General features: G+C 67.3%; 24 protein-coding genes. 14 read left to right on the forward strand and 10 right to left on the reverse strand.

Annotated features, from left to right (window positions below):
* Positions 1 to 36 precede the first annotated feature (36 nt).
* The 4 genes from BBX35_RS10205 to BBX35_RS10220 form a co-directional block, all read right to left on the reverse strand.
* A complete protein-coding gene (locus tag BBX35_RS10205) occupies positions 37 to 1365 on the reverse strand; it encodes a TRAP transporter large permease (RefSeq protein WP_067219388.1) in 1329 nt (442 codons plus the stop codon).
* Positions 1358 to 1948, reverse strand: a complete 591-nt coding sequence (locus tag BBX35_RS10210; RefSeq protein ID WP_067219391.1) for a TRAP transporter small permease subunit — start codon at positions 1946 to 1948, stop codon at positions 1358 to 1360. The genes BBX35_RS10205 and BBX35_RS10210 overlap by 8 nt, the downstream gene beginning before the upstream one ends.
* A 96-nt stretch (positions 1949 to 2044) precedes the next feature.
* On the reverse strand, positions 2045 to 3061 hold the full coding sequence (locus BBX35_RS10215) for a TRAP transporter substrate-binding protein (protein WP_067219392.1): 1017 nt from the start codon (positions 3059 to 3061) through the stop codon (positions 2045 to 2047).
* Between the two features lie 84 nt (positions 3062 to 3145).
* Positions 3146 to 4183 (reverse strand): C-terminal binding protein, encoded by a 1038-nt coding sequence (locus BBX35_RS10220; RefSeq protein ID WP_067219393.1) that lies wholly within the window; start codon positions 4181 to 4183, stop codon positions 3146 to 3148.
* A 178-nt stretch (positions 4184 to 4361) separates the two neighbouring features.
* Here BBX35_RS10220 and BBX35_RS10225 point away from each other — a divergent pair, with 178 nt between their 5' ends.
* Positions 4362 to 5084 carry a GntR family transcriptional regulator gene (locus BBX35_RS10225; protein WP_067219397.1) on the forward strand — a complete coding sequence of 241 codons (723 nt, stop codon included), beginning with the start codon at positions 4362 to 4364 and terminating at the stop codon, positions 5082 to 5084.
* Positions 5085 to 5099: 15 nt separating this feature from the next.
* Here the strand turns inward: BBX35_RS10225 and BBX35_RS10230 are convergent, their stop codons facing one another.
* Positions 5100 to 6020 (reverse strand): helix-turn-helix domain-containing protein, encoded by a 921-nt coding sequence (locus BBX35_RS10230; RefSeq protein WP_067219398.1) that lies wholly within the window; start codon positions 6018 to 6020, stop codon positions 5100 to 5102.
* 236 nt (positions 6021 to 6256) lie between these two features.
* On the opposite strand from BBX35_RS10230, the gene BBX35_RS10235 reads away from it, so the two are divergent.
* The 8 genes from BBX35_RS10235 (at position 6257) to BBX35_RS10270 (ending at position 13803) form a co-directional block, all read left to right on the forward strand.
* Positions 6257 to 7279 carry a TRAP transporter substrate-binding protein gene (locus BBX35_RS10235; RefSeq protein ID WP_067219401.1) on the forward strand — a complete coding sequence of 341 codons (1023 nt, stop codon included), beginning with the start codon at positions 6257 to 6259 and terminating at the stop codon, positions 7277 to 7279.
* A 265-nt stretch (positions 7280 to 7544) separates the two neighbouring features.
* A complete protein-coding gene (locus BBX35_RS10240; protein ID WP_067219404.1) occupies positions 7545 to 8048 on the forward strand; it encodes a TRAP transporter small permease in 504 nt (167 codons plus the stop codon).
* A complete protein-coding gene (locus BBX35_RS10245) occupies positions 8045 to 9331 on the forward strand; it encodes a TRAP transporter large permease (protein ID WP_067219407.1) in 1287 nt (428 codons plus the stop codon). Before BBX35_RS10240 ends, BBX35_RS10245 begins: the two co-directional genes overlap by 4 nt.
* Positions 9328 to 10179 carry a dihydroorotate dehydrogenase electron transfer subunit gene (locus BBX35_RS10250; RefSeq protein ID WP_067219409.1) on the forward strand — a complete coding sequence of 284 codons (852 nt, stop codon included), beginning with the start codon at positions 9328 to 9330 and terminating at the stop codon, positions 10177 to 10179. Before BBX35_RS10245 ends, BBX35_RS10250 begins: the two co-directional genes overlap by 4 nt.
* Positions 10173 to 11117: a dihydroorotate dehydrogenase gene (locus BBX35_RS10255; protein WP_067219416.1), complete on the forward strand. Its 945-nt coding sequence runs from the start codon at positions 10173 to 10175 to the stop codon at positions 11115 to 11117. Before BBX35_RS10250 ends, BBX35_RS10255 begins: the two co-directional genes overlap by 7 nt.
* Complete coding sequence (locus BBX35_RS10260) at positions 11114 to 12397, forward strand: Zn-dependent hydrolase (RefSeq protein WP_067219419.1); 1284 nt, start codon at positions 11114 to 11116, stop codon at positions 12395 to 12397. The genes BBX35_RS10255 and BBX35_RS10260 overlap by 4 nt, the downstream gene beginning before the upstream one ends.
* A complete protein-coding gene (gene pyrC / locus BBX35_RS10265; protein ID WP_067219421.1) occupies positions 12394 to 13443 on the forward strand; it encodes a dihydroorotase in 1050 nt (349 codons plus the stop codon). Before BBX35_RS10260 ends, pyrC begins: the two co-directional genes overlap by 4 nt.
* A 45-nt stretch (positions 13444 to 13488) precedes the next feature.
* On the forward strand, positions 13489 to 13803 hold the full coding sequence (locus tag BBX35_RS10270) for a hypothetical protein (protein ID WP_067219423.1): 315 nt from the start codon (positions 13489 to 13491) through the stop codon (positions 13801 to 13803).
* A 61-nt stretch (positions 13804 to 13864) separates the two neighbouring features.
* On the opposite strand, the gene BBX35_RS10275 is transcribed toward BBX35_RS10270, so the two are convergent.
* Both BBX35_RS10275 and BBX35_RS10280 read right to left on the reverse strand, forming a co-directional pair.
* On the reverse strand, positions 13865 to 14860 hold the full coding sequence (locus BBX35_RS10275) for a lysylphosphatidylglycerol synthase domain-containing protein (protein ID WP_067219425.1): 996 nt from the start codon (positions 14858 to 14860) through the stop codon (positions 13865 to 13867).
* A gap of 224 nt (positions 14861 to 15084) precedes the next feature.
* A complete protein-coding gene (locus tag BBX35_RS10280) occupies positions 15085 to 15582 on the reverse strand; it encodes a YciE/YciF ferroxidase family protein (RefSeq protein ID WP_067219428.1) in 498 nt (165 codons plus the stop codon).
* Positions 15583 to 15796: 214 nt separating this feature from the next.
* On the opposite strand from BBX35_RS10280, the gene BBX35_RS10285 reads away from it, so the two are divergent.
* From BBX35_RS10285 to BBX35_RS10305, 5 genes are all read left to right on the forward strand, one after another.
* Positions 15797 to 16807, forward strand: coding sequence for a PRC-barrel domain-containing protein (locus BBX35_RS10285; RefSeq protein ID WP_067219430.1), 1011 nt, complete (start codon positions 15797 to 15799; stop codon positions 16805 to 16807).
* A 190-nt stretch (positions 16808 to 16997) separates the two neighbouring features.
* On the forward strand, positions 16998 to 17732 hold the full coding sequence (locus tag BBX35_RS10290; protein WP_171901429.1) for a gluconate 2-dehydrogenase subunit 3 family protein: 735 nt from the start codon (positions 16998 to 17000) through the stop codon (positions 17730 to 17732).
* A gap of 23 nt (positions 17733 to 17755) precedes the next feature.
* Entirely contained in the window at positions 17756 to 19516 is a 1761-nt protein-coding gene (locus tag BBX35_RS10295) for a GMC family oxidoreductase (RefSeq protein WP_067219435.1), read from the forward strand.
* Positions 19513 to 20754, forward strand: coding sequence for a c-type cytochrome (locus BBX35_RS10300; RefSeq protein WP_067219436.1), 1242 nt, complete (start codon positions 19513 to 19515; stop codon positions 20752 to 20754). The genes BBX35_RS10295 and BBX35_RS10300 overlap by 4 nt, the downstream gene beginning before the upstream one ends.
* 8 nt (positions 20755 to 20762) lie before the next feature.
* Positions 20763 to 21299: a hypothetical protein gene (locus BBX35_RS10305; RefSeq protein WP_067219437.1), complete on the forward strand. Its 537-nt coding sequence runs from the start codon at positions 20763 to 20765 to the stop codon at positions 21297 to 21299.
* A gap of 16 nt (positions 21300 to 21315) precedes the next feature.
* On the opposite strand, the gene BBX35_RS10310 is transcribed toward BBX35_RS10305, so the two are convergent.
* From BBX35_RS10310 to BBX35_RS10320, 3 genes are read right to left on the reverse strand one after another with little or no spacing between them, the layout of a single operon-like run.
* A complete protein-coding gene (locus tag BBX35_RS10310) occupies positions 21316 to 21525 on the reverse strand; it encodes a hypothetical protein (RefSeq protein WP_244271604.1) in 210 nt (69 codons plus the stop codon).
* A 10-nt stretch (positions 21526 to 21535) separates the two neighbouring features.
* Entirely contained in the window at positions 21536 to 22072 is a 537-nt protein-coding gene (locus BBX35_RS10315) for a DUF305 domain-containing protein (protein ID WP_067219439.1), read from the reverse strand.
* Between the two features lie 25 nt (positions 22073 to 22097).
* Positions 22098 to 22307 (reverse strand): hypothetical protein, encoded by a 210-nt coding sequence (locus BBX35_RS10320; RefSeq protein ID WP_067219447.1) that lies wholly within the window; start codon positions 22305 to 22307, stop codon positions 22098 to 22100.
* Positions 22308 to 22557 lie beyond the last annotated feature (250 nt).

Below are 22557 nucleotides of genomic sequence, written 5' to 3' on the forward strand. Positions count from 1 at the left end.
TCCGAAGGGGCTGTGTTGCAGGCGGTGCGGGGCGGCTCAGTAGACGGCGATGCCCGGGAAGAGGATCAGGATCGCCACCGCCAGGACCTGCAGGCAGATGAAGGGCGCCAGCGAGCGGAAGATCTCGCCGAGCGATATTTCGGGCGGCGTCACGCTCTTGAGGTAGAAGGCGGCCGGACCGAAGGGCGGCGTCAGGAACGACACCTGCATGTTCATGGCGAAGAGCACGCCGAACCAGACCGGGTCGTAGCCGAGGCTGATCACGATCGGCACGAAGATCGGCATGGTCAGCAGCGCGATGCCGACCCAGTCCAGGAACATGCCCAGCACGAAGAGGATGCCCATCATCAGCAGGATGATGACGGTGGGCGAGTCCGAGACGCCGGTGATCAGCGAGGAGATGAAGCGGATGCCGCCCATCAGGTTGTAGACGCCGACCAGCGCGCTGGCGCCGATGCCAATCCACATGATCATGCCGACGGTCGCCAGCGTGTGCATGGCCGCGTCGAGCAGCATGGAGAAGGAGAACTCGCGCCGCAGGATCGTCGAGACGATGACGCCGGCGACGCCGATGGCCGAGGCCTCCGTCACCGAGGCGATGCCGCCATAGATCGAGCCGAGCACCACCGAGACGACGAGGACCGGCAGGATCAGCCCCTTCAGCAAGGGCAGCATCTCGGAGAAGGACGGGCGGTCTTCCGGCGGCGGCGGGGCGACCGTGGGATCGGTGTAGGAGCGGAACAGGATGTAGCCGATATAGAGGCCGGCCAGCATGAAGCCCGGCAGGAACGCGGCGGTGAACAGCTCGCCGACCGAGACGTTGGCGGTCAGGCCGTAGATGATCAGCACGATGGAGGGCGGCACCATCGTGCCGAGCGAGCCGCCGGCGCAGACGACGCCGATGGCCAGACGCCGGTCGTAGCCGAGGCGCAGCATCTGCGGCAGGGCGACAAGGCCGAGCAGCACGATCTCGCCGCCGATGATGCCGCTCATCGCCGCCAGGATCACCGCGACGAAGACGGTCTGCACCGCGACGCCGCCGCGCAGGCGCCCGCCGACCAGCTTCATGGCGTCGAACAGGTCGCGGGCGATGCCGGAGCGGTCGAGGATCGCTGCCATCAGCACGAACATCGGGACCGAGACGAAGACGAAGGACGAGACGAAGGAATAGACGCGGCTGGTGATCAGCGGCACGGCATTGGGGCCGAACCAGCCGATGGCGAAGACGAGCGCCACCAGCAGCGTGACCAGAGCCAGCGGCATGCCGGTCAGCAGCAGCACCACCAGCAGGGCGAACAGCACCACCGTGCCGTATTCGATGCCGAGCGCCTTCAGGTTCAGGCCGAGGTCGAGAAGATCAAGCATCGGTCTGCCTCTCCGGCCTTGCGAGGCCGCGCAGGTAATTGAAGGTGAGGATCAGGAACTGCAGGCTCATCGTCACCAGCACCACGAACAGGAAAATCTTCAGCACGGCCGGCGCCGGCGAGTTCCAGGCGCTGCCGCTGGTTTCCAGCGCGAAGTTGCCGTCGGGACGGAACATCGCCTTCTTCGCCATCAGCCAGGCGGCCCAGGCGAAGAACAGGCTGGCGCCGAGACAGGTGAGGGAGATCAGCACGTCGAGCACGTTGCGCCGGCGCTTGCCGACGATGTCGTAGATCAGCACCACGCGGATATGGCTGTTGCGGGCCACGCAGTAGAGGCCGCCGAAGATGAAGGTGAGGGCGCTGAGGAAGGTCGTCGTCTCATGCGCCCAGGTGGTCGGCGAGTTGAAGACGTAGCGCAGGAAGATCTCCAGCACGAGCACCGCCATGGCGACGATGATACCGACGGCGAAAAGCCGCGCGATCCGGGTGATGGCCCAGCCGAGCCGGCCGGCTTCCGGCAGGTGTTCGAGCCGCCTGGCGGGAGGGCTGGCGATGTCGGGACGCGGGTCCGGGGCTGCGGACATGGGGAGCCACTCCGGTCTGGTGCACGGTGCTGTCGGGGAGTTTCTAAGGATTGCCCGGGCGCACGGGACGCGCGCCCGGGTCATGCGGGCTGTGCCTCAGTTCAGCAGGCCCTGGCTCTTCAGGTAGGTCGTCAGCGTGTCGTAGACCTTGCGGGCATTGTCCGAGCGGTCGGCGATCTTGGCCCACTGGTCCATGGCGATGGTGCGGAAGCGCGCGCGCTCCTCGGCCGGCCAGTTATGCACGGTGATGTTCGGATCGGCCGAGGCTTCGGCGAAGGTCTTCAGGTCGTTCATCGACAGGATGGCGACCGAATCCTGCGCGAAGTCGCGGACCGACACGGTGAGGATCGCCTGCAGGTCGGCCGGCAGGGCGTTCCACTTGTCGAGGTTCATCGACACCTCGACCAGCGGCATGGAGTGGAAGCCGGGATAGACCGGGTGCGGCGCCACCTTGTGCAGGCCCTGCTGGTGGTTGGTCGAGAACACGGTGGAGTCCGCGGCATCGATCACGCCCTTGTCGAGCGCGGTGTAGACCTCCGAATAGGGAAGGTTCACCGGCACGGCGCCGGCCGCGGCAAAGACTTCCTGGATCAGGCCTTCGGGCGCGCGGACCTTGAGGCCCTTGAGGTCGTCGACGCCGTCGAGCGGACGGGCGGAGACGAAGCCCTCGAGGCCGGTCGTGGTGGCGCCGATGAAGCGCAGGCCGTAGGGGTTTTCCAGCTCGTTCATCAGCTCGTGGCCGCCGCCATAGTTGATGAAGCGGAACATCTCGTCGGGCGACGACCAGGCGCCGGTCGGGTTGGCGATCAGGCCGAAGGCCGGGTCCTTGCCGGAGAAGTAGCTGACGTCGGTGATGTGGCCGTCGAGAATGCCGGCGCCGACGGCGTCCTGCGTCTCGTTGTATTCGACCACCGCGCCGACCGGCAGCAGCTCGATCACGAGCCGGCCGCCGGACATTTCCTTCACCCGCTCGGTCCAGGCCTGCTGGATGGCGAAGTTCGGGTTGCCGGCCGGGTCGACCGACTGGAACTTGAACTCGAATTCCTGTGCCAGGGCGCCGGTGCCGGCCAGAAGGCCGGTCGCCAGGATGGCGGTTGCAAGTGTCTTTCTCATGGTTTTCCTCCCAAGCGCGGACATGTTTGTCTGATCCCATGTCCCTGGATCGTGCCGCGGGGTTTCCCCGCGAAGTCTGTCACGTCAGGCGACGCCGCTCAGCGGCGTCGCGACCGGCGAATTCACCAGGTTGCGCAGCCGTCCCTCGCGCAGGAACTGCATGGCCGTCTCCACCGACAGGCGGCGGGCATCGGCAACGCTTTCCGGGCTGGACCAGGCGGCATGCGGGGTGACGAACAGGCGTTCCCCGACGATGGGGTCGGCGCCGTTCGCATAGGCAAGGGCGATGGCGTCCGCGGGCGAGGGCGGCTCGACCGGCAGCACGTCGATGCCGGCGCCGGCGATGGTGCCCTTGCGCAGCGCATCGAGCAACGCGTCCATGTCGATGATGGCGCCGCGGGCGGTGTTGATCAGCACCGCGTGCGGCTGCATCTGCGCCAGGCGCTCCGCGTTGATCATCTTCAGCGTCTGCGGGGTCAGCGGGCAGTGCAGGCTGACCACGTCCGCCTGCGCCAGCAGCTCCTCCAGCCGGTCGCAGCGGTCGACGCCGGCGGCGATCTCCGTGCCGCGAGAGACCAACGGATCGTAGGCGAGCACGCGCATGCCGAAGGCCTTGGCCCGCAGCGCCGCGGCGATGCCGATGCGGCCCAGTCCGACGACGCCGAAGGTCTTGCCCCTCAGGCGGGCGAGCAGCGGGGCGCGGGCATGGTCGAAGCCCTCCTGCGGCGAGGCCATCAGGTTGCGGTGATAGGAGCCGATGCCCCGGCGCAGGGTCAGCATCAGGGCGATGGCGTGGTCGGCCACCTCGCTGGTGCCGTAGTCGGGAGTGTTGCAGACCGGGATGCCGGCAGCCGCCGCCGCGTCCAGGTCGATATGATCGAAGCCGACGCCGGCCCGCACGATGATGCGGCAGCGCTCCAGCCTTGCGATCATCTCGCGCGTCACCGGCATCTCGTGCCACACCACCATCGCGTCGCAGCCGCGCAGCACCGCATCCGGCAACCGGTCGAAGCTGCGCTCCCGGTAGATGTCCCACTCGACGTCCTCGCCCGCCGTCGCCCTCTCGATCAGGGCATCGTCCGGGTATTGGGCGTCGGGGGTCAGCAGGCGTAGGCGGGACATGGTGAACCTCTTGGAGTTCGCAAGCACGCGATTGGTGATTGACGTTTCCATTCTAGAATTCTAGAATTTCATGGAATGTCAAACGGTTTTTATCGCGCTTGAAAAAGTCCGGAATTCGGGTGATTTCAGGCTTGTTCGTCCGCGCTGGGACTGCCGCCGGACCGGGAAGGAGACGCCCTTGTCACTCACTCAGGAGGCCTGCGAGCGGCTGCGCGATGCCATCGTGTCGGGCAAGTTCGAGTTCGGCGAGCGGTTGTCGGAGGAGCAGATCGCCCGGGCGCTGGGCATGAGCAAGGCGCCGGTGCGCGCGGCGTTCATGGACCTGCGCGACATGGGGCTCGTCACGATCGTGCCGCAGGCCGGCACCTATGTGGTCACGCCCTCGCGGCAGGACGTTGCGGAGATGAGCCGCTTCCGCGCGATGCTGGAGCGCGAGGCGCTGCAGGATGCGCTGGCGCGCGATCCCGATGCCCTCGTGCACCGGCTGAACGGGGCGATCTCCCAGATGCAGCATGCCATCGAGGTGGGTGAGTGGTGGCTCTACAGCCGCGCCGACAGCGCCTATCACCGGGTCATCCTGCAGATGGCCGGCAACCGCTACCTGGAAAAGGCCTACGATCTCACCGCGACGGCGCTGGAGGCGCTGCGCGCGCGGCTGCAGTCGGGCGAGGGCAATTTCTGGAGCCGGTCCTTCTCCGAACATGTGGAGATGCGCGACCTCATCATGCGGCGCGAGTTCGAGGCGGCCCACGCCCTGCTGCAGGAGCATATCCTGGTGATCAACCGTTCGCTCGCCCTGCCCGAGAACGGGCTGCAGGCCGGCCCGTCCGCGCGGCAGAAGGGCAAGCGGCGTTCGGACGAGGAGTGCCTGGCGGCGCTGTCCGCCCCGGTCCTTCCCTAGGTCGGCGCCGCCGCCCTAGCGCGAGGCAGGCGGCTCCGCGATCGCGTATTTCTCGATCATCGCTTCCAGATAGGCGATCGCATCGGCGCCCTTCAGGGCATCGCCCCACAGGCGTTCGGCGATGTCCTCGTGCAGGCTCATCGCCTCGGCGGCCGAGGTGATCAAGGCGACGCCGAGGCGCACGTTCGGCTGCTCGCCGAGCCGGAACGGGCTGATCGCCAGCACCGAGCGGTTGGTCTGGCGGAAGATCTGGAAGCTCGTCGCCGGCACCGGGCCGCGGACGATGCCGATCTGGATGCCGATGGGCTGGTCGCGCAGCATCGACAGCAGATACTCGGCTTCGCGCCGGGCCATCAGCCGGCGATGGTCGGTCGCCTGCGGCGACAGGTCGTGCCGGCCGATCAGTCCGTGCAGCAGGAAGCGCTCGAGGTCGGCCGAGGAGATCAGGCTGACGATCAGCGGCCGGCGCAGGCGGAAGGCGTCCTTTCGCGCATGCAGGATCTCCAGCAGCCGCTCCACGGCCTCCGCCGCCTCGCCCGTAGGATCCGTGCCTTCGGGAATCGATTCGAGCAGCACCTCCTTGAGGATGTCGTCATAGCCGTCGGAGGTGAGCAGGTAGGACATCGGGCTGAACAGGCCGATGATCTGCTGGCAGTCGTCCTCCAACTGGCGCATGCGCTCGAAGAAGCCGATGGAGGTGCTGACATATTCCACCCCGACGCCGAGCAGGCTGGGCAGCGACACGCCGAGTTCGTCGGCGATGGAGGTGAGCATCTCGATCTTGCGGATCTCGCCCTTTTCGGCCCGGTAGAGGGCGGCGCGGGAGATGCCCAGCTTTTCCGCCAGCACCTCCGGCGTCAGGCCCTTGCCGAGGCGATGGGCCCTCAGTCTTGCGCCGATGTCGCTGAATCGGATGGCGTCGTCGTTCTGGGTCAAAAGGCGGTCCCGTGGGCTGGCTCAGGGCGCGCCGGCGCGATGGCCGGTCGACCGGAGCGGGCCGTACAATTCCTGGCATGATAATCAGTTCTTGGATGAATTGTCCAATTGTCTCATTTTTGAGATGAGTCGTTGACAGGTTCCTGCGCGCTCAATACGCTATTCACTTCCGCGCCTGTATCGCGCCAAGAAACAAAAGCGTATCCAGTGCCTGTTACCCCTAGAGGTGGAGCCCTATGACACATACTGTTCGTAAACTGGCCGCTTCGGCCGTGATTGCCGTTGCCGGCGTCGCCTTCTCGACCGGCGCGTTCGCTGCGGACTTCGTTGCCAAGATCGGCCATCTGGAGTCGACCCAGCAGTCCCGTCACGTGCACCTTGAGAAGGTCGCGGCACTGGTCGCCGAGCGCACCAACGGCGCCGTCGAGTTCCAGATCTTCCCGCAGGGCCAGCTCGGCCAGCAGCGCGAGATGACCGAGGGCGTGCAGCTCGGCTCGCTCGAGGCGACCGTGGCTCCGGCTGCCTTCCTCGGCGGCTTCAACCCGGTCGTGTCGATCCTCGACATTCCCTTCCTGCTCCCCGAGGACGATGCCAAGGCCCAGGAGCTGCGCTCGGGCACCTTCGGCAAGGCGCTGTGCGAGTCCTTCGAGAGCCGCGGCGTCGAGTGCCTGATGCTCTGGCCGAACGGCCGCAAGAACTTCTCCTCCAGCAAGCCGCTGGCGAGCATGGAAGACTTCTCCGGCCAGAAGTTCCGCGTGATGGATTCCAGCATCCTGATCGAGCAGTTCAAGGCCGTCGGCGCCTCCGCCATCGCGCTGCCCTTCGGCGAGCTCTACACCTCGCTGCAGACCGGCGTCGTCGATGCCCAGGAGAACCCGCTCGACACCATCCGCGCCATGAAGTTCTACGAGGTCCAGAAGTACCTCGTGCTCTCCAACCACGGCGCGATGGAGGACGTGATCCTCTTCAACCCGACCTTCTGGGCCAGCCTGCCGGAAGAGTACCGCACGATCATCACCGACGCTTTCGCCGAGGTGATCCCGGACCTGATCGCCCACAAGAAGGCCTCCGTCGCCTCCTCGCTGGAAGAGATCAAGGCTGCCGGCGTCGAGGTGCGCGAGCTCTCGGCCGAGGAGAAGGCCGCGTTCCGCGAGACCATGTACCCGGCTGCCCGTAACGCCTACATCCAGGGCGCCGGCGAGGAAGGCCTCGAGCTGGTGAACCTGTACGAGCAGGAATACGCTACGATTACCAAGTAATCGTCGGCGGTGCCTGCGGGCGCGGCCCGGACCGCGCCCGCAGGCTCTTCCCCTGCCGCTTCGTTCGGCAGGGCGGGCCCGGACAACGCCCGCACAGTCTTCCGCCTGCGGTGTTGCAGCAGGGGGATGCCACCCGGCCCGTACCGGCCGGCATCAGTACAGACCTGAATGTCCGCGCGGCTCGGACCGCGCCCGCAAGCTTCCTCCCGACCACCGTCCGGTGGCGGACGGGACGGGCCTTGCGGCGGATGTCTGGAGCAAATCTATGCGCAGTGCTCTTTCGGTCCTGCGCACCGTCGAACGGTGCGCACTCGTTTCGATTTTCCTGACCATGGCGGGGCTCTACTTCGTCAACGTCGTCGTTCGCGCCTCGGGCAGCCCCCTTGCCTCCAGCCTCGGCTGGATCGAGGAAGCGGTCCGCCTGATGAACCTCTACCTGGTCTTCCTCGCCCTCGGATACGCGCTCGAGATCGGACGGCACGTCGCCGTCGATACCTGGCGCACCCGCATCGCCGAGGCGACCCACCTGCCGGTCCAGCGCATCATCGATGCCGTCGGCTTCCTCTTCTCGCTCTATCTCGTCTGGCTCGCCTGGAAGATGACGCTGTTCGTCTTCGGCTCCGGCCAGAAAAGCCCGACGCTGGGCCTCAAGATGGGCTGGATCTATGTCGCGCCCCTGGTCGGCTTCGGGCTGCTTGCCCTGCGCTACCTGCTGAGCTTCCTCGGGCTGATCGATCGCACGCCGGCACGGGAGGCCGACGAGGCATGATTCTTCTCTTCCTCATCGTTGCGCTTGCCGTGGTACTGCTGATCGCCGGCTTCGAGATGTTTCTCGTGCTCGGCGTGCCGGCTCTCCTGATCAAGCAGTTCTTCTACGGCTCGCTGCCGGATCCGGTCGTCGTGCAGAAGATCCTCGGCGGCATCAACCATTCGACGCTGCTCGCCATTCCCTTCTTCATCCTGGCGGCGGAACTGATGGGCGAGGGCCAGATCGCCCGCCGCCTCACCAGCCTCGTGCAGTCGCTGTTCGGCCACCGCAAGGGCGGCATCGGCTACACCATCGTCGGCGGCTCGATGGCCTTCGGCTCCGTGTCCGGCTCGGCGCCGGCGACGGTGGCGGCGATGGGCCGGCTGGTCTATCCGGAAATGCGCAAGGCCGGCTTCAGCGACAAGTTCTCGCTCGGCCTCATCGCTTCCAGCGCCGAGACGGCGCTGCTGATCCCGCCGTCGATCACCTTCATCATCTACGGCTGGATGACCGGCACCTCGGTCGCGCGGCTGTTCGTCGCCGGCATGGCCGTCGGCCTGGTGCTCGGCCTCGTCTTCGCCATCATGGTCGCCATCGAGGCGCGGCGCGCCGGGGTTTCGGCCGGCGAGCGCACCTCCTGGGGCGACCGGCTGCGGGCCGTCGCGCATTCGGGCTGGGCGCTCGGCATGCCGGCGATCATCCTCGGCGGCATCTATTCGGGCATCTTCACCCCGACCGAGGCCGCGGCCGTCAGCGTCGTCTACGCCATCTTCGTCGAGATGGTCGTGTTCCGCGAGCTGACCTTGAAGAAGCTGTTCAAGGTGACCGAGCGGGCGGCCGTGTCCACCGCCATCATCTTCATCCTGCTGGCGCTCGGCGGTCTGCTCTCCTACTTCATCACGCTGGCGCAGATCCCCGGGCAGATCCTGGAGTTCCTGGCCGCCGTCGATGCGGGACCGATCGTCTTCCTGCTGGTGGTCAACGTCGTTTTCCTGATCGCGGGCATGTTCATCGATCCGAATTCGGCGCTGCTGATCCTCGTGCCGCCGCTCTATCCGGTGGCGACGGCGATGGGCATCGACCCGGTGCATTTCGGCATGATCGTCACGCTGAACATCTCCGCCGGCATGATCACGCCACCCTTCGGGCTCGACCTGTTCGTGGCGTCCTCGACGCTCGGCAAGCCGGTGATGACGATCATTTCGGGCATCTGGCCCTTCGTGATCGCCAATCTCGTGGCCCTCGGGATCATCACCTACATCCCGTCGATCTCCACCTTCCTGCCCAATCTGGTGTTCGGATGACCAGCGTTCTGACAAGACCCGCGTCCGCGGCTGACGGACGGGCGCAGCCCGTCGTCTTCGAGCGGGACCTCGATGTGCTCTCCAACGACCCGGTCAACGGCGAGTACATGCGCCTCGTCCTGGCGGCCCCGCGCGAGATGCTCGATCTCTGCCGGGCCGGCCAGTTCTTCAACCTGCTGTGCCCCTCGCTCGGCGGCGAGACACCCTATCTGCGCCGGCCGATGAGCATCTACGGCTTCTATCCCGAGCGCGGCGAGCTGCACTTCCTCTACAAGGTGGCAGGTGCCGGCACCCGGGCGCTGGCTCAGCTTGTCGCGGGCGATGCGCTCAACGTCATGGGCCCGCTCGGCCAGGGCTTCCGCATCGACGACGACTGGCAGCGGCTGGTGCTCGTCGCCCGCGGCGTCGGCCTAGCGACGCTCGCGCCGCTGGCGCTGGAGGCCAACCGGCTCGGCCGCCATCTCACCGCGATCTGCAGCGCCCGTCATCCGGACCTGCTGATGTCCATCGATTATTTCCGCGAGCTGGGGGCCGAGATCATCCCGGTCACCGACGCGGAAGGCACCTCGTCGCTCGAGAACCTGGAACAGGTGATCGAGGAGCGGATCGCAGGTCCCGGCATCGATGCCTTCTACACCTGCGGCTCCAACCGCCTGCTGACCCTGTTGCAGCGCATCGGCAAGCGCCACGGCATTCCGGGCGAGATCGCGCTGGAGCAGCAGATGGCCTGTGGCCTGGGCATGTGCCACTGCTGCGTCCGGCCGTTCCGCAAGGGCGACAAGACCGTGCAGCTGCGCGTGTGCCGCGAAGGTCCCGTCTTCGATATCCAGGAGGCCATGCCATGGTAGACCTGTCCGTCGACATCGCCGGCTTGACGCTGAAGAACCCGATCATGCCGGCCTCCGGCACCTTCTCGGAGGAACTGGCCGAGGTCTTCGACATCGAGTGCCTCGGCGCCCATGTCACCAAGACGATCACCCGGGGCCTGCGCGACGGCAACCCGACGCCGCGCGTGTGCGAGGTCGGCTCGTCGATGCTCAATTCCATCGGCATCCCGAGCAAGGGCGTCGGCGCGTTCCTCGACAAGGTGGTGCCGTTCTACCAGGCCTACGAGACGCCGCTGGTGGTCTCGATCTCCGGCAACACGGCGGACGAGTTTGCTCGCCTGTGCTCGGAAGTGACCGTTGAGGGCGTTGCCGCCATCGAGGTCAACATCTCCTGTCCGAACATCGAGGAAGACGGCAAGGCCTTCGCCATCCGTCCCTCCTCGACCTACGACGTGATGCAGAAGCTGCGTGCGGCGACGCATCTGCCGCTCTGGGCCAAGCTGACGCCGAACACCGGCGAGACGCCGGAAGTGGCGCGCGCGGCGCAGGAAGGCGGCGCCGACGCGCTGGTCGTCGCCAACACGCTGCTGGCCATGGCCATCGACATCCGCACCCGCCGGCCGAAGCTCGGCAACCTGATGGGTGGCCTGTCGGGCCCCTCGCTGAAGCCCATCGCCCTGCGCATGGCCTATCAGTGCGCCAAGTCGACGACGATCCCGGTGATCGGCTGCGGCGGCATCTCCACCGCCGACGACGTGATCGAGTTCCTCATCGCCGGCGCCACCGCCGTGCAGGTGGGCACCGCCACCTTCATCAACCCGACCGCGATGGTCACCGTCATCGCCGAGCTGGAGCGCTATCTGGAGCGCGAGAAGCTCTCGTCCGTCCGCGACCTGATCGGCACGCTGATCGACGAGGAGCAGAAGGAGGGCGTCGTGTTCATGGAGGCGGCGCCGTGACCGCGCTGAGGAAGTCCGGGGCCTACGACCGCGCCGAGGAGCTGCGCCTTGCCGGCTTCCTCTTCGACGAGATCGCACGCATGTCGCCGGATGTGGAAGGCGTCAGCCGTCCGGCCTTTTCCGACATCGAGACGAAGACGCTGTCCTTCCTGGAGGACTTTGCCCGCCGCGAGGGGCTGGAGGTCTGGTACGACGCCGGGCTCAATGCCAATTTCTGCCTGCCGGGCGACCACGATGCGGAGCGCTACACGGTCATCGGCTCGCATGTCGACAGCGTTCCCTTCGGCGGCAATTTCGACGGCCTCGCCGGTGTCGTCGCCGGTCTGCTGTGCCTGGTGCGGGCGCGGCGCGAGGGGGGCAAGTTCGCCTTCCCGGTGCATGTGCTTGCCATGCGCGGCGAGGAAAGCGCCTGGTTCGGCCCGTGCTACATCGGCTCCAAGGCGCTGACGGGCACGCTGTCGGCCTCCGAGCTCGCCGCCCGCCACAAGGGCGACGGCCGCACGCTCGATGCGCATATGGAAGCGATCGGCATCGACATGGAACCGGTGCGCGCCGGCAAACCCTTGATCGACCTGTCGCGGATCGAGGCCTATCTCGAGCTGCATATCGAGCAGGGGCCGCTGCTGATCGGCAAGGCGGTTCCGGCTGCCGTGGTCTCTGGCATTCGCGGCAACATCCGCTATCGCTCCCTGCGTTGCATTGGCGAGGCCGGCCATTCGGGCGCCGTGCCGCGCGCCTTCCGCCGCGATCCGGTGCTGGCCATGGCCGATCTCCTGGTGCGGCTCGACGAAAGCTGGGCAACGATTCTCGCCAAGGGCGACGATCTGGTGCTGACCAGCGGCATCGTCGGCACCGACCCGGAAAAGCACGCGATGACGCGCATTCCCGACCAGGTGTCCTTCAGTCTCGACATCCGCAGCCAGAGCGCCCGGGTGCTGGACGAGATGCGCGACCTGCTGAAGACGGAGATGGCGCAGATCGAGCGGGACCGGAAAGTGCGCTTCGAGCTCGACGAGGAGTTGCGCGTTGCCCCCGCCCTGTGCGATGCCGGTCTCGTCGCGCGCCTGAGCAAGGCCATGGAGACAGTCGGCCAGGAGCCGTTCGTGATGGCGAGCGGCGGCGGACACGATGCGGCGGTCTTCTCGGCCGCCGGCGTGCCGGCCGGCATGGTCTTCGTGCGCAATCGCAACGGCTCGCACAATCCGCAGGAGGCGATGGAGCTGCCCGATCTCCTTTCCGCCACCGATATCGTCCATCAATATCTTATGGTTGCGCCATGACACAGCTGACGATCCGGACGCCCGACGACTGGCATCTCCACCTGCGCGACGGGGCGATGCTCGCCGGCGTTCTGCCGCACAGCTCCGCCGATTTCGCGCGTGCGATCATCATGCCGAATCTCGTGCCGCCGGTGGTCACCACCGCCCAGGCGGAAGCCTATCGCCAGCGCATTCTCGCCGCCCTGCCCGAGGGGCACGACTTCACGCCGCTGATGGTGCTCTACCTCACCGAGGGCACCGAGGCCGACGATGTCGAGGCGGGCTTTCGCAGCGGTCTCGTCAAGGCGGTGAAGCTCTATCCGGCCGGCGCCACCACCAACTCGCATGGCGGCGTGCGCGACTTCTCCAAGGTCACCGCGGTGCTGGAGCGCATGGCCGAGATCGGCCTGCCGCTTTGCGTGCACGGCGAGGTGACCGATCCCGACGTCGATATCTTCGACCGCGAGGCGGTGTTCCTGGAAAAGGTGCTCGATCCGCTGCGCCGCCGCATTCCGGGCCTGCGCGTCGTGCTGGAGCATGTGACGACGCGCAACGGCATCGAGTATGTGCGCTCGCAGGAGAAGGATCTCGCCGCGACGATCACGGTTCACCACCTGATGATCAACCGCAACGCCATCTTCGCCGGCGGCATCCGCCCGCATTACTACTGCCTGCCCGTCGCCAAGCGCGAGGAGCATCGGCTGGCGCTGCGCGAGGCGGCGACCTCGGGCGATGCGCGCTTCTTCCTCGGCACCGATTCGGCTCCGCATGTGGATCCGGCGAAGGAATGCGGCTGCGGCTGCGCCGGCATCTACACCGCGCCGAACGCGATGGCCTGCCTTGCCCATGTCTTCGAGGAGGAGGGCGCGCTCGACAAGCTCGAGGCCTTCGCCTCGCTCAACGGACCGGCCTTCTACCGACTGCCGCCGAACGAGGGCCAGCTGGTGCTGGAAAAGCGCGAGGAGCCGGTCCCGGTTCCGGACAAGGTGGTGACGGGCGACGGCACGGTCACGGTTTTCGATCCGATGGTGCCCGTCCGCTGGACGGTCGCGGCCCGCAGGTCGTAACGGCCGGCACGACGCCGGCCACAGTCCTCTTCAAGGGAGAGCGTAATGTTCATTGAGGTTGCCAACGGTCTGAACGAGCACAGCGCGAGCGTGCGGAGCTTCGAGGCGTGCGCGCGCGAGGCCCGTGAGCGTATCGCCGGCGAGCCGGAGCATGCCGTCGCCTGGCTGCTGGTGTCGCGCGCGGCCCAGGCGTTCGTCGATGCCTATGACGACCAGCCGCTGACGCTCGATGTCGCCGGCCAGGCGCTGGAGCAGTTCCGCGACCTGCTGCAGACGCTCGAGACCGCCTATGCCGGCGGCTCCGCCGAGGCCAAGGTCGACGCGCTGAACAAGATCGCGCTGCGTCTCAACGCCATGTGATCCTGACGGGCCGGCCGTTCGTGCCGGCCCGATCTCTTTTCGCTTTTTCCGCACCCGCGTATCAGGAACGGCCGTCGGCGGCAGGCGCTGCGTCCGCGGGGACATCCGCATCCTCGTCCTGCTTGCGTTTCTCCCGCTTGCGCTTCTCCGGCGAGCGCAGGAAATACTCGCAGGCCAGCAGCGTCGGCAGGCCCAGCGCCAGCGGCACCAGGAAATACACCAGGCGAAACACCAGCAGCGCGCCGACCGCTTCCGCGCCCGGCTGCAGATAGAGCACCGTCGCCTCCAGCACGCCGAGCCCGCCGGGCACGTGGCTGATCAAGGAGGCGAGGATGCCGATCACATAGATCGCCGCCACCTCCAGATAGTTCACCTCCGACGTTGCGGCGAGCAGCTGGTGCAGGCAGGCGGCGACGCAGGCATAGTTGGCGGCGCCCGCCGCGACCTGACCGATGGCGAGCGGCAGCGGCGGCAGCGTCAGCGACCATTTGCGGACCGTCAGTTCGCCGCGCACGAAGGCGGAGAGGACGATCCAGGCGACCGGCAGCGACAGGCAGACGATCGCCATGCCCTTCAGCTCCGGGCCGTTGACGCCCATCAACCCTTCCGCCGTGGAGGGATAGAGCAAGAGGGCAATGCCGCCCATGGTGGCAAGTCCGAGGCCGACGGTGATGCCGCAGAACAGGATCACCTTGGCGACGTCCCCGACCCTGAGGCCCCAGCGCGCGTAGAAGCGGTAGCGGATCGCGCCGCTGGACAGGGCCGCGACACCGACATTGTGGCCGATCGACAGGGCGGTGAAGGAGGCGAGGGCGGTGCGGCGCCACGGCTGCGGCTTGCCGGCATAGCGCACCGCCAGCCAGTCGAAAAAGGTAAGGCAAAGATAGGACGCGGCGGCAAAGCCGAAGGCGCGGGCAAGGTATGCGGCAGGAATGGCGCGCACCGAGTCCATGATCTCGTTAAGCGAGTACTGGCTCAGCGTGCGGCAGAGCAAATAGGCCGCAACGCCGATGGCCACCACGATCACGGCACGAAGAAACAACTTGTAGATCGACATTCAGGTCTCTTTCTGGCGGGTCCTGACCGGTGGGGAGCCTGGCCGGGGTCTGGGGCGGGATCCTCGGCCGGCCGGCGCCGCGAGCGGGGCGGCGGCCATGCCGCTCACCCCTTGCGCATCTTTCCCCTTCCCGAAAAGCGGCGGAGGGAAAAGCCGCTCGTCTCGCCGGCGATCCGGTCGCCTGTCCCGCCGGGCTTCGATCCCCGGCAGGTCCGGGCGGTCGGTCAGGCTGCCTTGGCGCGCTCGTTGGCCGAGGCGTCCGCGAGCTTGGTCAGGCTCTCGTCGGTCTTCGCCTCTTCCTTCAAGGTGTCCTGAAGCAGCTTGGCCGCATCCTTGAGACCCAGCTCGTTGGCCCAGCGGTGCAGCGTGCCGTAGCGGGTGATCTCGTAGTGCTCGACCGCCTGCGCCGAGGAGATGAGACCGGCGTCCAGGGCAGGGGTGCCCTTGAACTCGTCGATGATCTCCTCGCCTTCCGCGATGATGCCCTCGATGGCATCGCAGGTCTTGCCGCGCGGGGCCTTGCCGAGGATCTCGAACACCTGCTGCAGGCGCTCGACGTGACCTTCGGTCTCTTCGCGGTGCTTCTCGAAGGCCTTCTTCAGGTCTTCGGACTGCGCCGCGCGCTGCATCTTCGGCAGCGTCTTCAGGATCTTGCGCTCGGCGTAGTAGATGTCCTTGAGCGTGTCGTGAAACAGGTCTTCGAGGGTCTTTTCCTTGGCCATGTCAATGTCCCTTTCGTGAGTTGGTCACCGCCGGGCGGTGCGGTGTGCGAACGTCTCGCCGCGGTCTTTGTTCCCTTCTCCCCGTGCCTGTTTGCTGGCGAAAGACCGGTTCGAAGACAAAACGGAACATTCGCTCCGGCGAGCTGTTGGCAGGACAGCCCGGGCGGCGCGGCCATGCCGTGCGCTGGGGGAAACGAATTCAAGGAGGTAACGAATGACCCGCTATGCAACGAAGACCGCCGGCGTCCTGCTTACCGCCACCGCGTTGTCGCTGCTGCCTCATGCAGCACTCGCACAGCAGGGGCAGGGAGCCGCGCCGGCTGGTCAGGAGCAGCAGATGCGCCAGCAGAACCAGGGCCAGAATGCAGCCGGCCAGAACGCCGCTGGCCAGAACGCTGCCGGCCAGAACGCTGCAGGCATGCAGGCCAATGCCCAGGTCGCCGGCCAGTGCCAGGAGCGTCTGGAGCAGTCGGCCGAGCGCATGCGCCAGGATCAGTTCTGGCTGACGGGCTGGGGCGCCGGCTACGGCACGCGGCCCGTCGGCACGCCCACTGCCGCCCCGGACGGCGCAGCGCGTCCGGGCGCCGAAACGCCGGCCTCGCCGACGGGTGTTCGCGACGAGCCGATGGTCGGCGATCCGCGCGGCACGGTTGAAGGCGCCTATTCGCCGCGCGAGCAGATCCGCACGCTCTACTTCGCCGCCCATATCCTCTCCCAGCGCGGCGAGCAGGAGGGTTGTGAATATGTCGCCAGCCAGCTCGATGCGGTCTATGACGACTACACGAGCCAGCTCACCTCGGCAGGCGTCGAGCCGAACGAGGTGACAGACTGGCGCCAGGAGCAGCTCGCTCTCGCGCAGCCGATCGATCAGGTCGAAGGCATGCGCTCCTACCGCATCGACAACCTGACCGGCACCGACGTGCGCAACGTCGAGGACGAGAATCTCGGCAGCGTGCACGACGTGATCCTCGACCCGGCATCGGGCACCGTGTCCTACGTGCTGGTCGCGCGCGGCGGCTTCCTGGGTCTCGGCGAGGAATATGTGGCCGTTCCCTGGGAGCGCCTGCATGCGACGCCGGGTCTTGAGACCATCGTGCTGACGCTCAGCCAGGAGGAGCTCGAGCAGGCCCCGACCATCGATCCCGACGAGTTCCGCAATCCGCAGATGCGGCAGGACGCCCGCGGGCCGGTCGACGACTTCTGGTCGGGCATGGAGACCCGCTGACGAAACCTGACGACGTTTTCGAAGAAGACCGGGGGCCGCGGCGGCAACGTCGCGGCCCTTGCCGTCTTGCGCCCCCGGCCCGGTCGCGACAGGGCAGGGCCGGGCAGGGGCTTGGCAAAAAATGCAGGGAGGCGGGGGAACATCGGGCGGGCCGGCCTGTTCGGACAGGGCAGCAACCTGGAGGGCACCCGTGACGCATTACACGCGGCGACAGACGCTGAGACTGATATTGATGGCGGGCACGGCTCTTGCGGCCTCGCGCGTGCTTGCCGCCGAATACGGGCGCGGGGCGGGCATGCCCTGGTCGCCGATGTCGGGAGAGGTGCCCTATTACGGCACTGGAGCGGACCGTTTCTTCAGCCGCGACGAGCGGCTGGCGGTCGCTGCGATCTGCGCAAGGCTGATCCCCAGCGACGAGGATGGGCCGGGGGCGACCGAGGCCGACGTCGTCACCTTCATCGACCGGCAGATGGCCGGCTTCTACGGCCGGGCCCAGCACTGGTACATGCAGGGGCCCTTTGCGGAAGGCACCTCGACGCAGGGCTATCAGAGCGAACATCCCCCGGCGATGCTCTATCGCCTCGCCCTTGCCGAGCTCGACGAGCATTGCCGGGCGCAGCGCGGCGGCGCCTTCGCCGAGCTGACCGAGGAAGACCAGGACGCGGTCCTCACCGGGCTCGACGAGGAGGAGATCACCTTCGAGCGCGTCTCCGCCAAGGCCTTCTTCGACCTCGTCCTGGAAAACACCGTCGAGGGCTTCTTTGCCGACCCGATCTACGGCGGCAACCGCGACATGGTCGGCTGGCGCTATGTCGGCTTCCCCGGCACCCGCTACGACTACCGCGACTTCATCGACCACAACGGCGCCGCCATCGCGCTCGAGCCCGTCAGCCTGCAGGGGCGGCCGGGCTGGTCGCAGCCCTGACCCCAATCGCCAGAGGGAGACCCATGACCAAGCACCTTCCGCGCGTCGACGTGGTTCTCGTCGGCTTCGGCTGGACCGGGGCGATCTTCGCCGAAAAGCTCACCTCCGCCGGCCTCGACGTGCTGGCGCTGGAGCGCGGGCCCTGGCGCGACACGCCGTCCGACTTCGCCACCACCTTCGCCCAGGACGAGCTGCGCTACTACTGGCGGCACGGGATGTTCCAGGAGGCCGCGCAGGACACCCTGACCTTCCGCAACAACAGCGCCCAGACGGCGCTGCCGATGCGGCGCTGGGGGTCGTTCCTGCCCGGCAACGGCGTCGGCGGCGCGGGCGTCCACTGGAACGGCCAGACCTATCGCTTCCTTCCTTCCGACTTCGTCGCGCGCAGCCATAACGAGGAGCGCTACGGCCCGCTGCCCGAGGACATGACGGTGCAGGACTACGGCGTCACCTATGACGAGCTGGAGCCGCATTTCGACTATTTCGAAAAGATCTGCGGCATCTGCGGCCAGGCCGGCAACGTCAACGGCGAGACCATCGAGGGCGGCAACCCGTTCGAGGGCATGCGCAGCGACCAGTATCCCAACCCGCCGATGCGCATGACCTTCTCGCAGGACCGCTTCGCCGCCTCCGCCCGGGCGCTGGGGCTCAATCCCTTTCCCGTTCCCTCCGCCAACATGTCGCGCGCCTATGTCAATCCGCTCGGCATGCAGCTCGCGCCCTGCACCTATTGCGGCTTTTGCGAGAAGCACGGCTGCGGCAACTATTCCAAGGCCTCGCCGCAGACGACGATCATTCCCGTATTGATGCAGCGGCCGAATTTCGGCCTGCGCACCAATTCCGAGGTGCTGTCGGTGGAAAAGACGCCCGACGGCAAGCATGCGACCGGCGTCACCTATGTGGACACCAGCGGCGAGGTCTGGTTCCAGCCCGCCGACATCGTCATCCTGTGTGCCTATCCGCTGCAGAACACGCGGCTGCTGCTCCTGTCGGAGATCGGCACGCCCTACGATCCGCGCAGCGGCGAAGGCGTCGTCGGCAAGAACTACTGTTACCAGGTGATGTCCTCGGCGACGGTGTTCTTCGAGGAGGAATACACCAACGGCTTCGTCGGGGCGGGCGCGCTCGGCATGGTCGTCGACGACTACAACGGCGACAATTTCGACCATTCGGGCCTCGGCTTCATCGGCGGCGGCTATATCGCCTGCGGCACCACCAATGCCCGGCCGATCGAGAGCCACCCGGTGCCCGAGGACGTGCCGCGCTGGGGCTCCGCCTGGAAGAAGGCGGTGCGGGAGAACTTCCTGAAGACCACCAGCGTCGGCGTGCACGGTTCGTCGATGGCCCATCGCAGCAACCATCTCGACCTCGACCCGACCTACAAGGACGTGTGGGGCCGCCCGCTGCTGCGGATGACCTACGACTTCACGCTCAACGACCGCCGCCTGACCGAGCACCTGACGCCGATTGCCGAGGAGATCGCCCGCGGCATGGGCGGCGCGCATGTGAAGGTGAACAACCGCCGCGGCTCCTACGACAGCAAGCCCTATCAGACGACGCACAACACGGGAGGCACCATCATGGGTACGGATCCGGCGACCAGCGTCGTCAACCGCTACGGCCAGAGCTGGGATCTGCCGAATCTGTTCGTCACCGGCGCCGGGCTCTTCCCGCAGAATGCCGGCTACAACCCGACCGGCTCGGTCGGTGCGCTTGCCTACTGGTCGGTCGATGCCATCATCAATCGCTACCTGCCGGACCCCGGCCCGCTGGTGCGCTCATGAGCCGGCTTCGCGGCGCCCTGCTGGCGGGCACCTTCGCCGGCGCGCTGGGCTTTGGGATCGCTCCTGCCGCGATGGCGCAGGAGCTCTCCTTCTCGCAGGTGGAGCGCGGCCGCTACCTTGCGACCGCCAGCGACTGCGTCGCCTGCCACACCAATATCGAGGAAGACGGCAAGCCCTATGCGGGCGGGCGCGGACTGGCGACGCCGTTCGGCACCATCTATTCCACCAACCTGACGCCGGACGAGACCACCGGCCTCGGGCGTTGGAGCCGCGAGGAATTCTACCGGGCGCTCAACGAGGGGCTCAGCCGCGACGGATCGCATCTCTATCCGGCGATGCCCTATCCGTATTTCACCAAGATGTCCCGCAAGGATGCGGATGCGATCTTCGCCTATCTGCGCTCGCTGGAGCCGGTGACGGCGGAGATCCCGGAGAACGAGCTTCCCTTCCCGCTCAGCATCCGCATGTCGGTGGCCGGCTGGAAGCTGCTGTTCTTCGACAAGGTGGACTTCGCGGTCGATCCCGACCAGTCGGAGGAGTGGAACCGCGGCCGCTACCTCGTCGATGCGCTCGGCCATTGCGGCGCCTGCCATACGGGCAAGAACGCGCTGGGCGCCGACAAGGACGACCAGTATCTGCGCGGGGGCACCCTCGACAACTGGTACGCGCCCAACATCCGCGGCGGCATCAACGGCGGGCTCGCCGACTGGGAGGCGGAGGACATCGTCCGCTTTCTGGGGGAGGGGCGCTCGCGCCACACCGCGCCGATGCAGCGCATGGGCGAGGTCGTCGGCCTGTCGACGCAGCATCTGCGCGACGAGGACCTGATGGCGATCGCGGTCTATCTCAAGAGCCTCGACGACGAACCGCGCGAGGAGGCGGAGGCGCCGACGCAGGCGCGTCTCGACACCGGCGAGGCGATCTATTTCGACAATTGCGCCGCCTGTCACTCGGCCGACCGTTCGGGCGTTCCCGACATCTTCGCCTCGCTGGAAAGCTCCAACAAGGTGACGGCGGAAGACCCGTCGACGGCCATCCGCATCATTCTCGCCGGCGCGCGGGCGCAGCAGACCGAGGCGGTGCCGAGCCAGATCGCCATGCCGCCCTTCGCCTGGAAGCTGACCGACCAGCAGGTGGCCGATGTCGTCACCTATCTGCGCGCCGTCTCGGATCGCAAGGCCAGCCCCGTCTCGGCCGGCGCGGTCGAGGACATGCGAACCTATCTCCAGGAAAAATGAGGCCACCGATGATCCGCCAGCTCTCCGGCCCGGCGCTCTGCGTCCCCGCTCTCGCCCTGCTGCTGGCCGCCCCCGCGGCGGCGCAGACGATCTACCTCGGCGAGCAGGAGGTCGACACCGCGGATCGCGGTGCGGTTCGCGCGGCCATCGAGCGGTGCGCCGCGCTGGCCGCGGCCGCGCCGGGTGCGCAGCAGGCGGCTTCCTTCACCCGCGGTTCGGCAACCCCGCAGCCCTCGAATGCGGCGCCGGCCGCGCCCGCGGAAGAGCAGCAGTCTTCTTCGGACGAAACGCCGGCAGCAGAAGACCCCGTCGACCGCGACGCCCTGTCGTTGTCCGTCGATGCGCTCGCCTCCTCCGGCGAGGGAAGCGTCGCGTCCGGCGACGGGGGCGGCAGCGGCACCCGCCCGCCCGGCACGTCCGCAGAGCCCGACCAGAGCGGCGAGGGCGAAAGCCGAGAGGGCGCGAGCGACGCCGCGGCAGGAGACGATGGGGCAATGGCGTCCGTCACCCTGCAGGCCTGCAAGGAGGCCGGCCTCGTCTATTGACGGGCAACAGGGCCGGTCACGCCAGGATCCTCATCACGAGGACCAGCACGACAAATCCGACAAGTCCGGAAATGAACACGATGCGCCTGCGGCGCGTGCGCAGGATGATCTCGCCCTGGCGCGCGTCCTCGGCCGCGACGGTCGGCGCTTCGGTCTCGGCCTTGCGGCTCCGGGCGGAGGGTGTCAGCTCCGGAGCGTCTGGATGCCGGGTCTCGTCCGGAGTCATGGCGATCTCCTCAGTTTGCGCTTGGGTTGGGGTTGCTGTCGGCCGGGGCATCGCGGCCCGATGCGCGATAGGACGGCAGCACCGGCGCGTCGGCGGCAGGCGGATCGGCTTCGAGCTCCTCGATCAGCTCTTGCATCTCGTCGATCTCGCGCACCTGCGCCTCGATGATCCCGTCGGCCAGCTTGCGCACCCGCGGATCGCGGATATTGGCGCGCTCGCTGGTCAGGATGGCGATGGAGTGGTGCGGGATCATCGCCTTCATGTAGCTGACGTCGTCGACCGTGGCCTGGCTGCGGACCAGCCAGAGCGACAGCGCGAAGATGCCGGCGGCAAGGACCAGGATCGCGGCGTTGAGCTGCTTGCGCGGATACATCGGCCACATGAAGCCCATCATCACCACCGCCATCACCGCGCCCATCAGCAGGGCCATCCAGGTGCGCGTCTGGCTGTAGGCGATGTGGTCGAGCGCGTAGGTGTTGAGATACATCAGGACGAACATCACCACGGTCGACGTGGCGATCATCGCGAGAAACCGGCGATAGGACATGACTGCTCCCTGGTTGGCCGCCGGCTCACTCCTGCCCCAGCAGGCCCAGCCCGGTGCCGATGGCACCGGTGCCGGTGCTGGCGGCAAAGCCCCACGCCACCATCGCTGCGGCCAGCGGTTCGCGGATGAAGAGGCCCAGCTCGCCGATCGACTGGAGATAGCCGACAGCCGCGGCGCATCCGGCAAGGAGGCCGGTCGTCAGGTCGACGAGGAGAAATCGGTTGAGCCGGGTCATGCAGGACGAACCGGCCCGGCGGCCTTATGTTCCGTGCCCGTCCCCCGGACGATCCTCTGCCCGTGGCGCTGGCGCGGTGAGGCGCGCTGCCGTCGCCTCGTCGGCGGCGGGGTAGGCGGCGTCGCGGAGCGCGCGTCGGCGCTGGCGGCGCAGGGCATGGTCGCGGGCCCAGCCGGGCAGCAGTTCGGCCATCAGGCCTTGCAGTCGGTTCCACATCTGTCGGTCCTCCTGTCGATCCCAACACGGCAGG

Origin of the sequence: Stappia indica (assembly GCF_001696535.1) — a bacterium.
Classification (GTDB): Bacteria; Pseudomonadota; Alphaproteobacteria; order Rhizobiales; family Stappiaceae; genus Stappia; species Stappia indica.

Coding starts and splice junctions, on each gene's coding strand:
- BBX35_RS10320 (WP_067219447.1), bottom strand. CDS start 22,307: ATGACCCGGCTCAACCGATTTCTCCTCGTCGACCTGACGACCGGCCTC.
- BBX35_RS10240 (WP_067219404.1), top strand. CDS start 7,545: ATGCGCAGTGCTCTTTCGGTCCTGCGCACCGTCGAACGGTGCGCACTC.
- BBX35_RS10215 (WP_067219392.1), bottom strand. CDS start 3,061: ATGAGAAAGACACTTGCAACCGCCATCCTGGCGACCGGCCTTCTGGCC.
- pyrC (WP_067219421.1), top strand. CDS start 12,394: ATGACACAGCTGACGATCCGGACGCCCGACGACTGGCATCTCCACCTG.
- BBX35_RS10310 (WP_244271604.1), bottom strand. CDS start 21,525: ATGACTCCGGACGAGACCCGGCATCCAGACGCTCCGGAGCTGACACCC.
- BBX35_RS10295 (WP_067219435.1), top strand. CDS start 17,756: ATGACCAAGCACCTTCCGCGCGTCGACGTGGTTCTCGTCGGCTTCGGC.
- BBX35_RS10205 (WP_067219388.1), bottom strand. CDS start 1,365: ATGCTTGATCTTCTCGACCTCGGCCTGAACCTGAAGGCGCTCGGCATC.
- BBX35_RS10275 (WP_067219425.1), bottom strand. CDS start 14,860: ATGTCGATCTACAAGTTGTTTCTTCGTGCCGTGATCGTGGTGGCCATC.
- BBX35_RS10245 (WP_067219407.1), top strand. CDS start 8,045: ATGATTCTTCTCTTCCTCATCGTTGCGCTTGCCGTGGTACTGCTGATC.
- BBX35_RS10280 (WP_067219428.1), bottom strand. CDS start 15,582: ATGGCCAAGGAAAAGACCCTCGAAGACCTGTTTCACGACACGCTCAAG.
- BBX35_RS10270 (WP_067219423.1), top strand. CDS start 13,489: ATGTTCATTGAGGTTGCCAACGGTCTGAACGAGCACAGCGCGAGCGTG.
- BBX35_RS10300 (WP_067219436.1), top strand. CDS start 19,513: ATGAGCCGGCTTCGCGGCGCCCTGCTGGCGGGCACCTTCGCCGGCGCG.
- BBX35_RS10305 (WP_067219437.1), top strand. CDS start 20,763: ATGATCCGCCAGCTCTCCGGCCCGGCGCTCTGCGTCCCCGCTCTCGCC.
- BBX35_RS10220 (WP_067219393.1), bottom strand. CDS start 4,183: ATGTCCCGCCTACGCCTGCTGACCCCCGACGCCCAATACCCGGACGAT.
- BBX35_RS10255 (WP_067219416.1), top strand. CDS start 10,173: ATGGTAGACCTGTCCGTCGACATCGCCGGCTTGACGCTGAAGAACCCG.
- BBX35_RS10315 (WP_067219439.1), bottom strand. CDS start 22,072: ATGTCCTATCGCCGGTTTCTCGCGATGATCGCCACGTCGACCGTGGTG.
- BBX35_RS10285 (WP_067219430.1), top strand. CDS start 15,797: ATGACCCGCTATGCAACGAAGACCGCCGGCGTCCTGCTTACCGCCACC.
- BBX35_RS10250 (WP_067219409.1), top strand. CDS start 9,328: ATGACCAGCGTTCTGACAAGACCCGCGTCCGCGGCTGACGGACGGGCG.
- BBX35_RS10210 (WP_067219391.1), bottom strand. CDS start 1,948: ATGTCCGCAGCCCCGGACCCGCGTCCCGACATCGCCAGCCCTCCCGCC.
- BBX35_RS10235 (WP_067219401.1), top strand. CDS start 6,257: ATGACACATACTGTTCGTAAACTGGCCGCTTCGGCCGTGATTGCCGTT.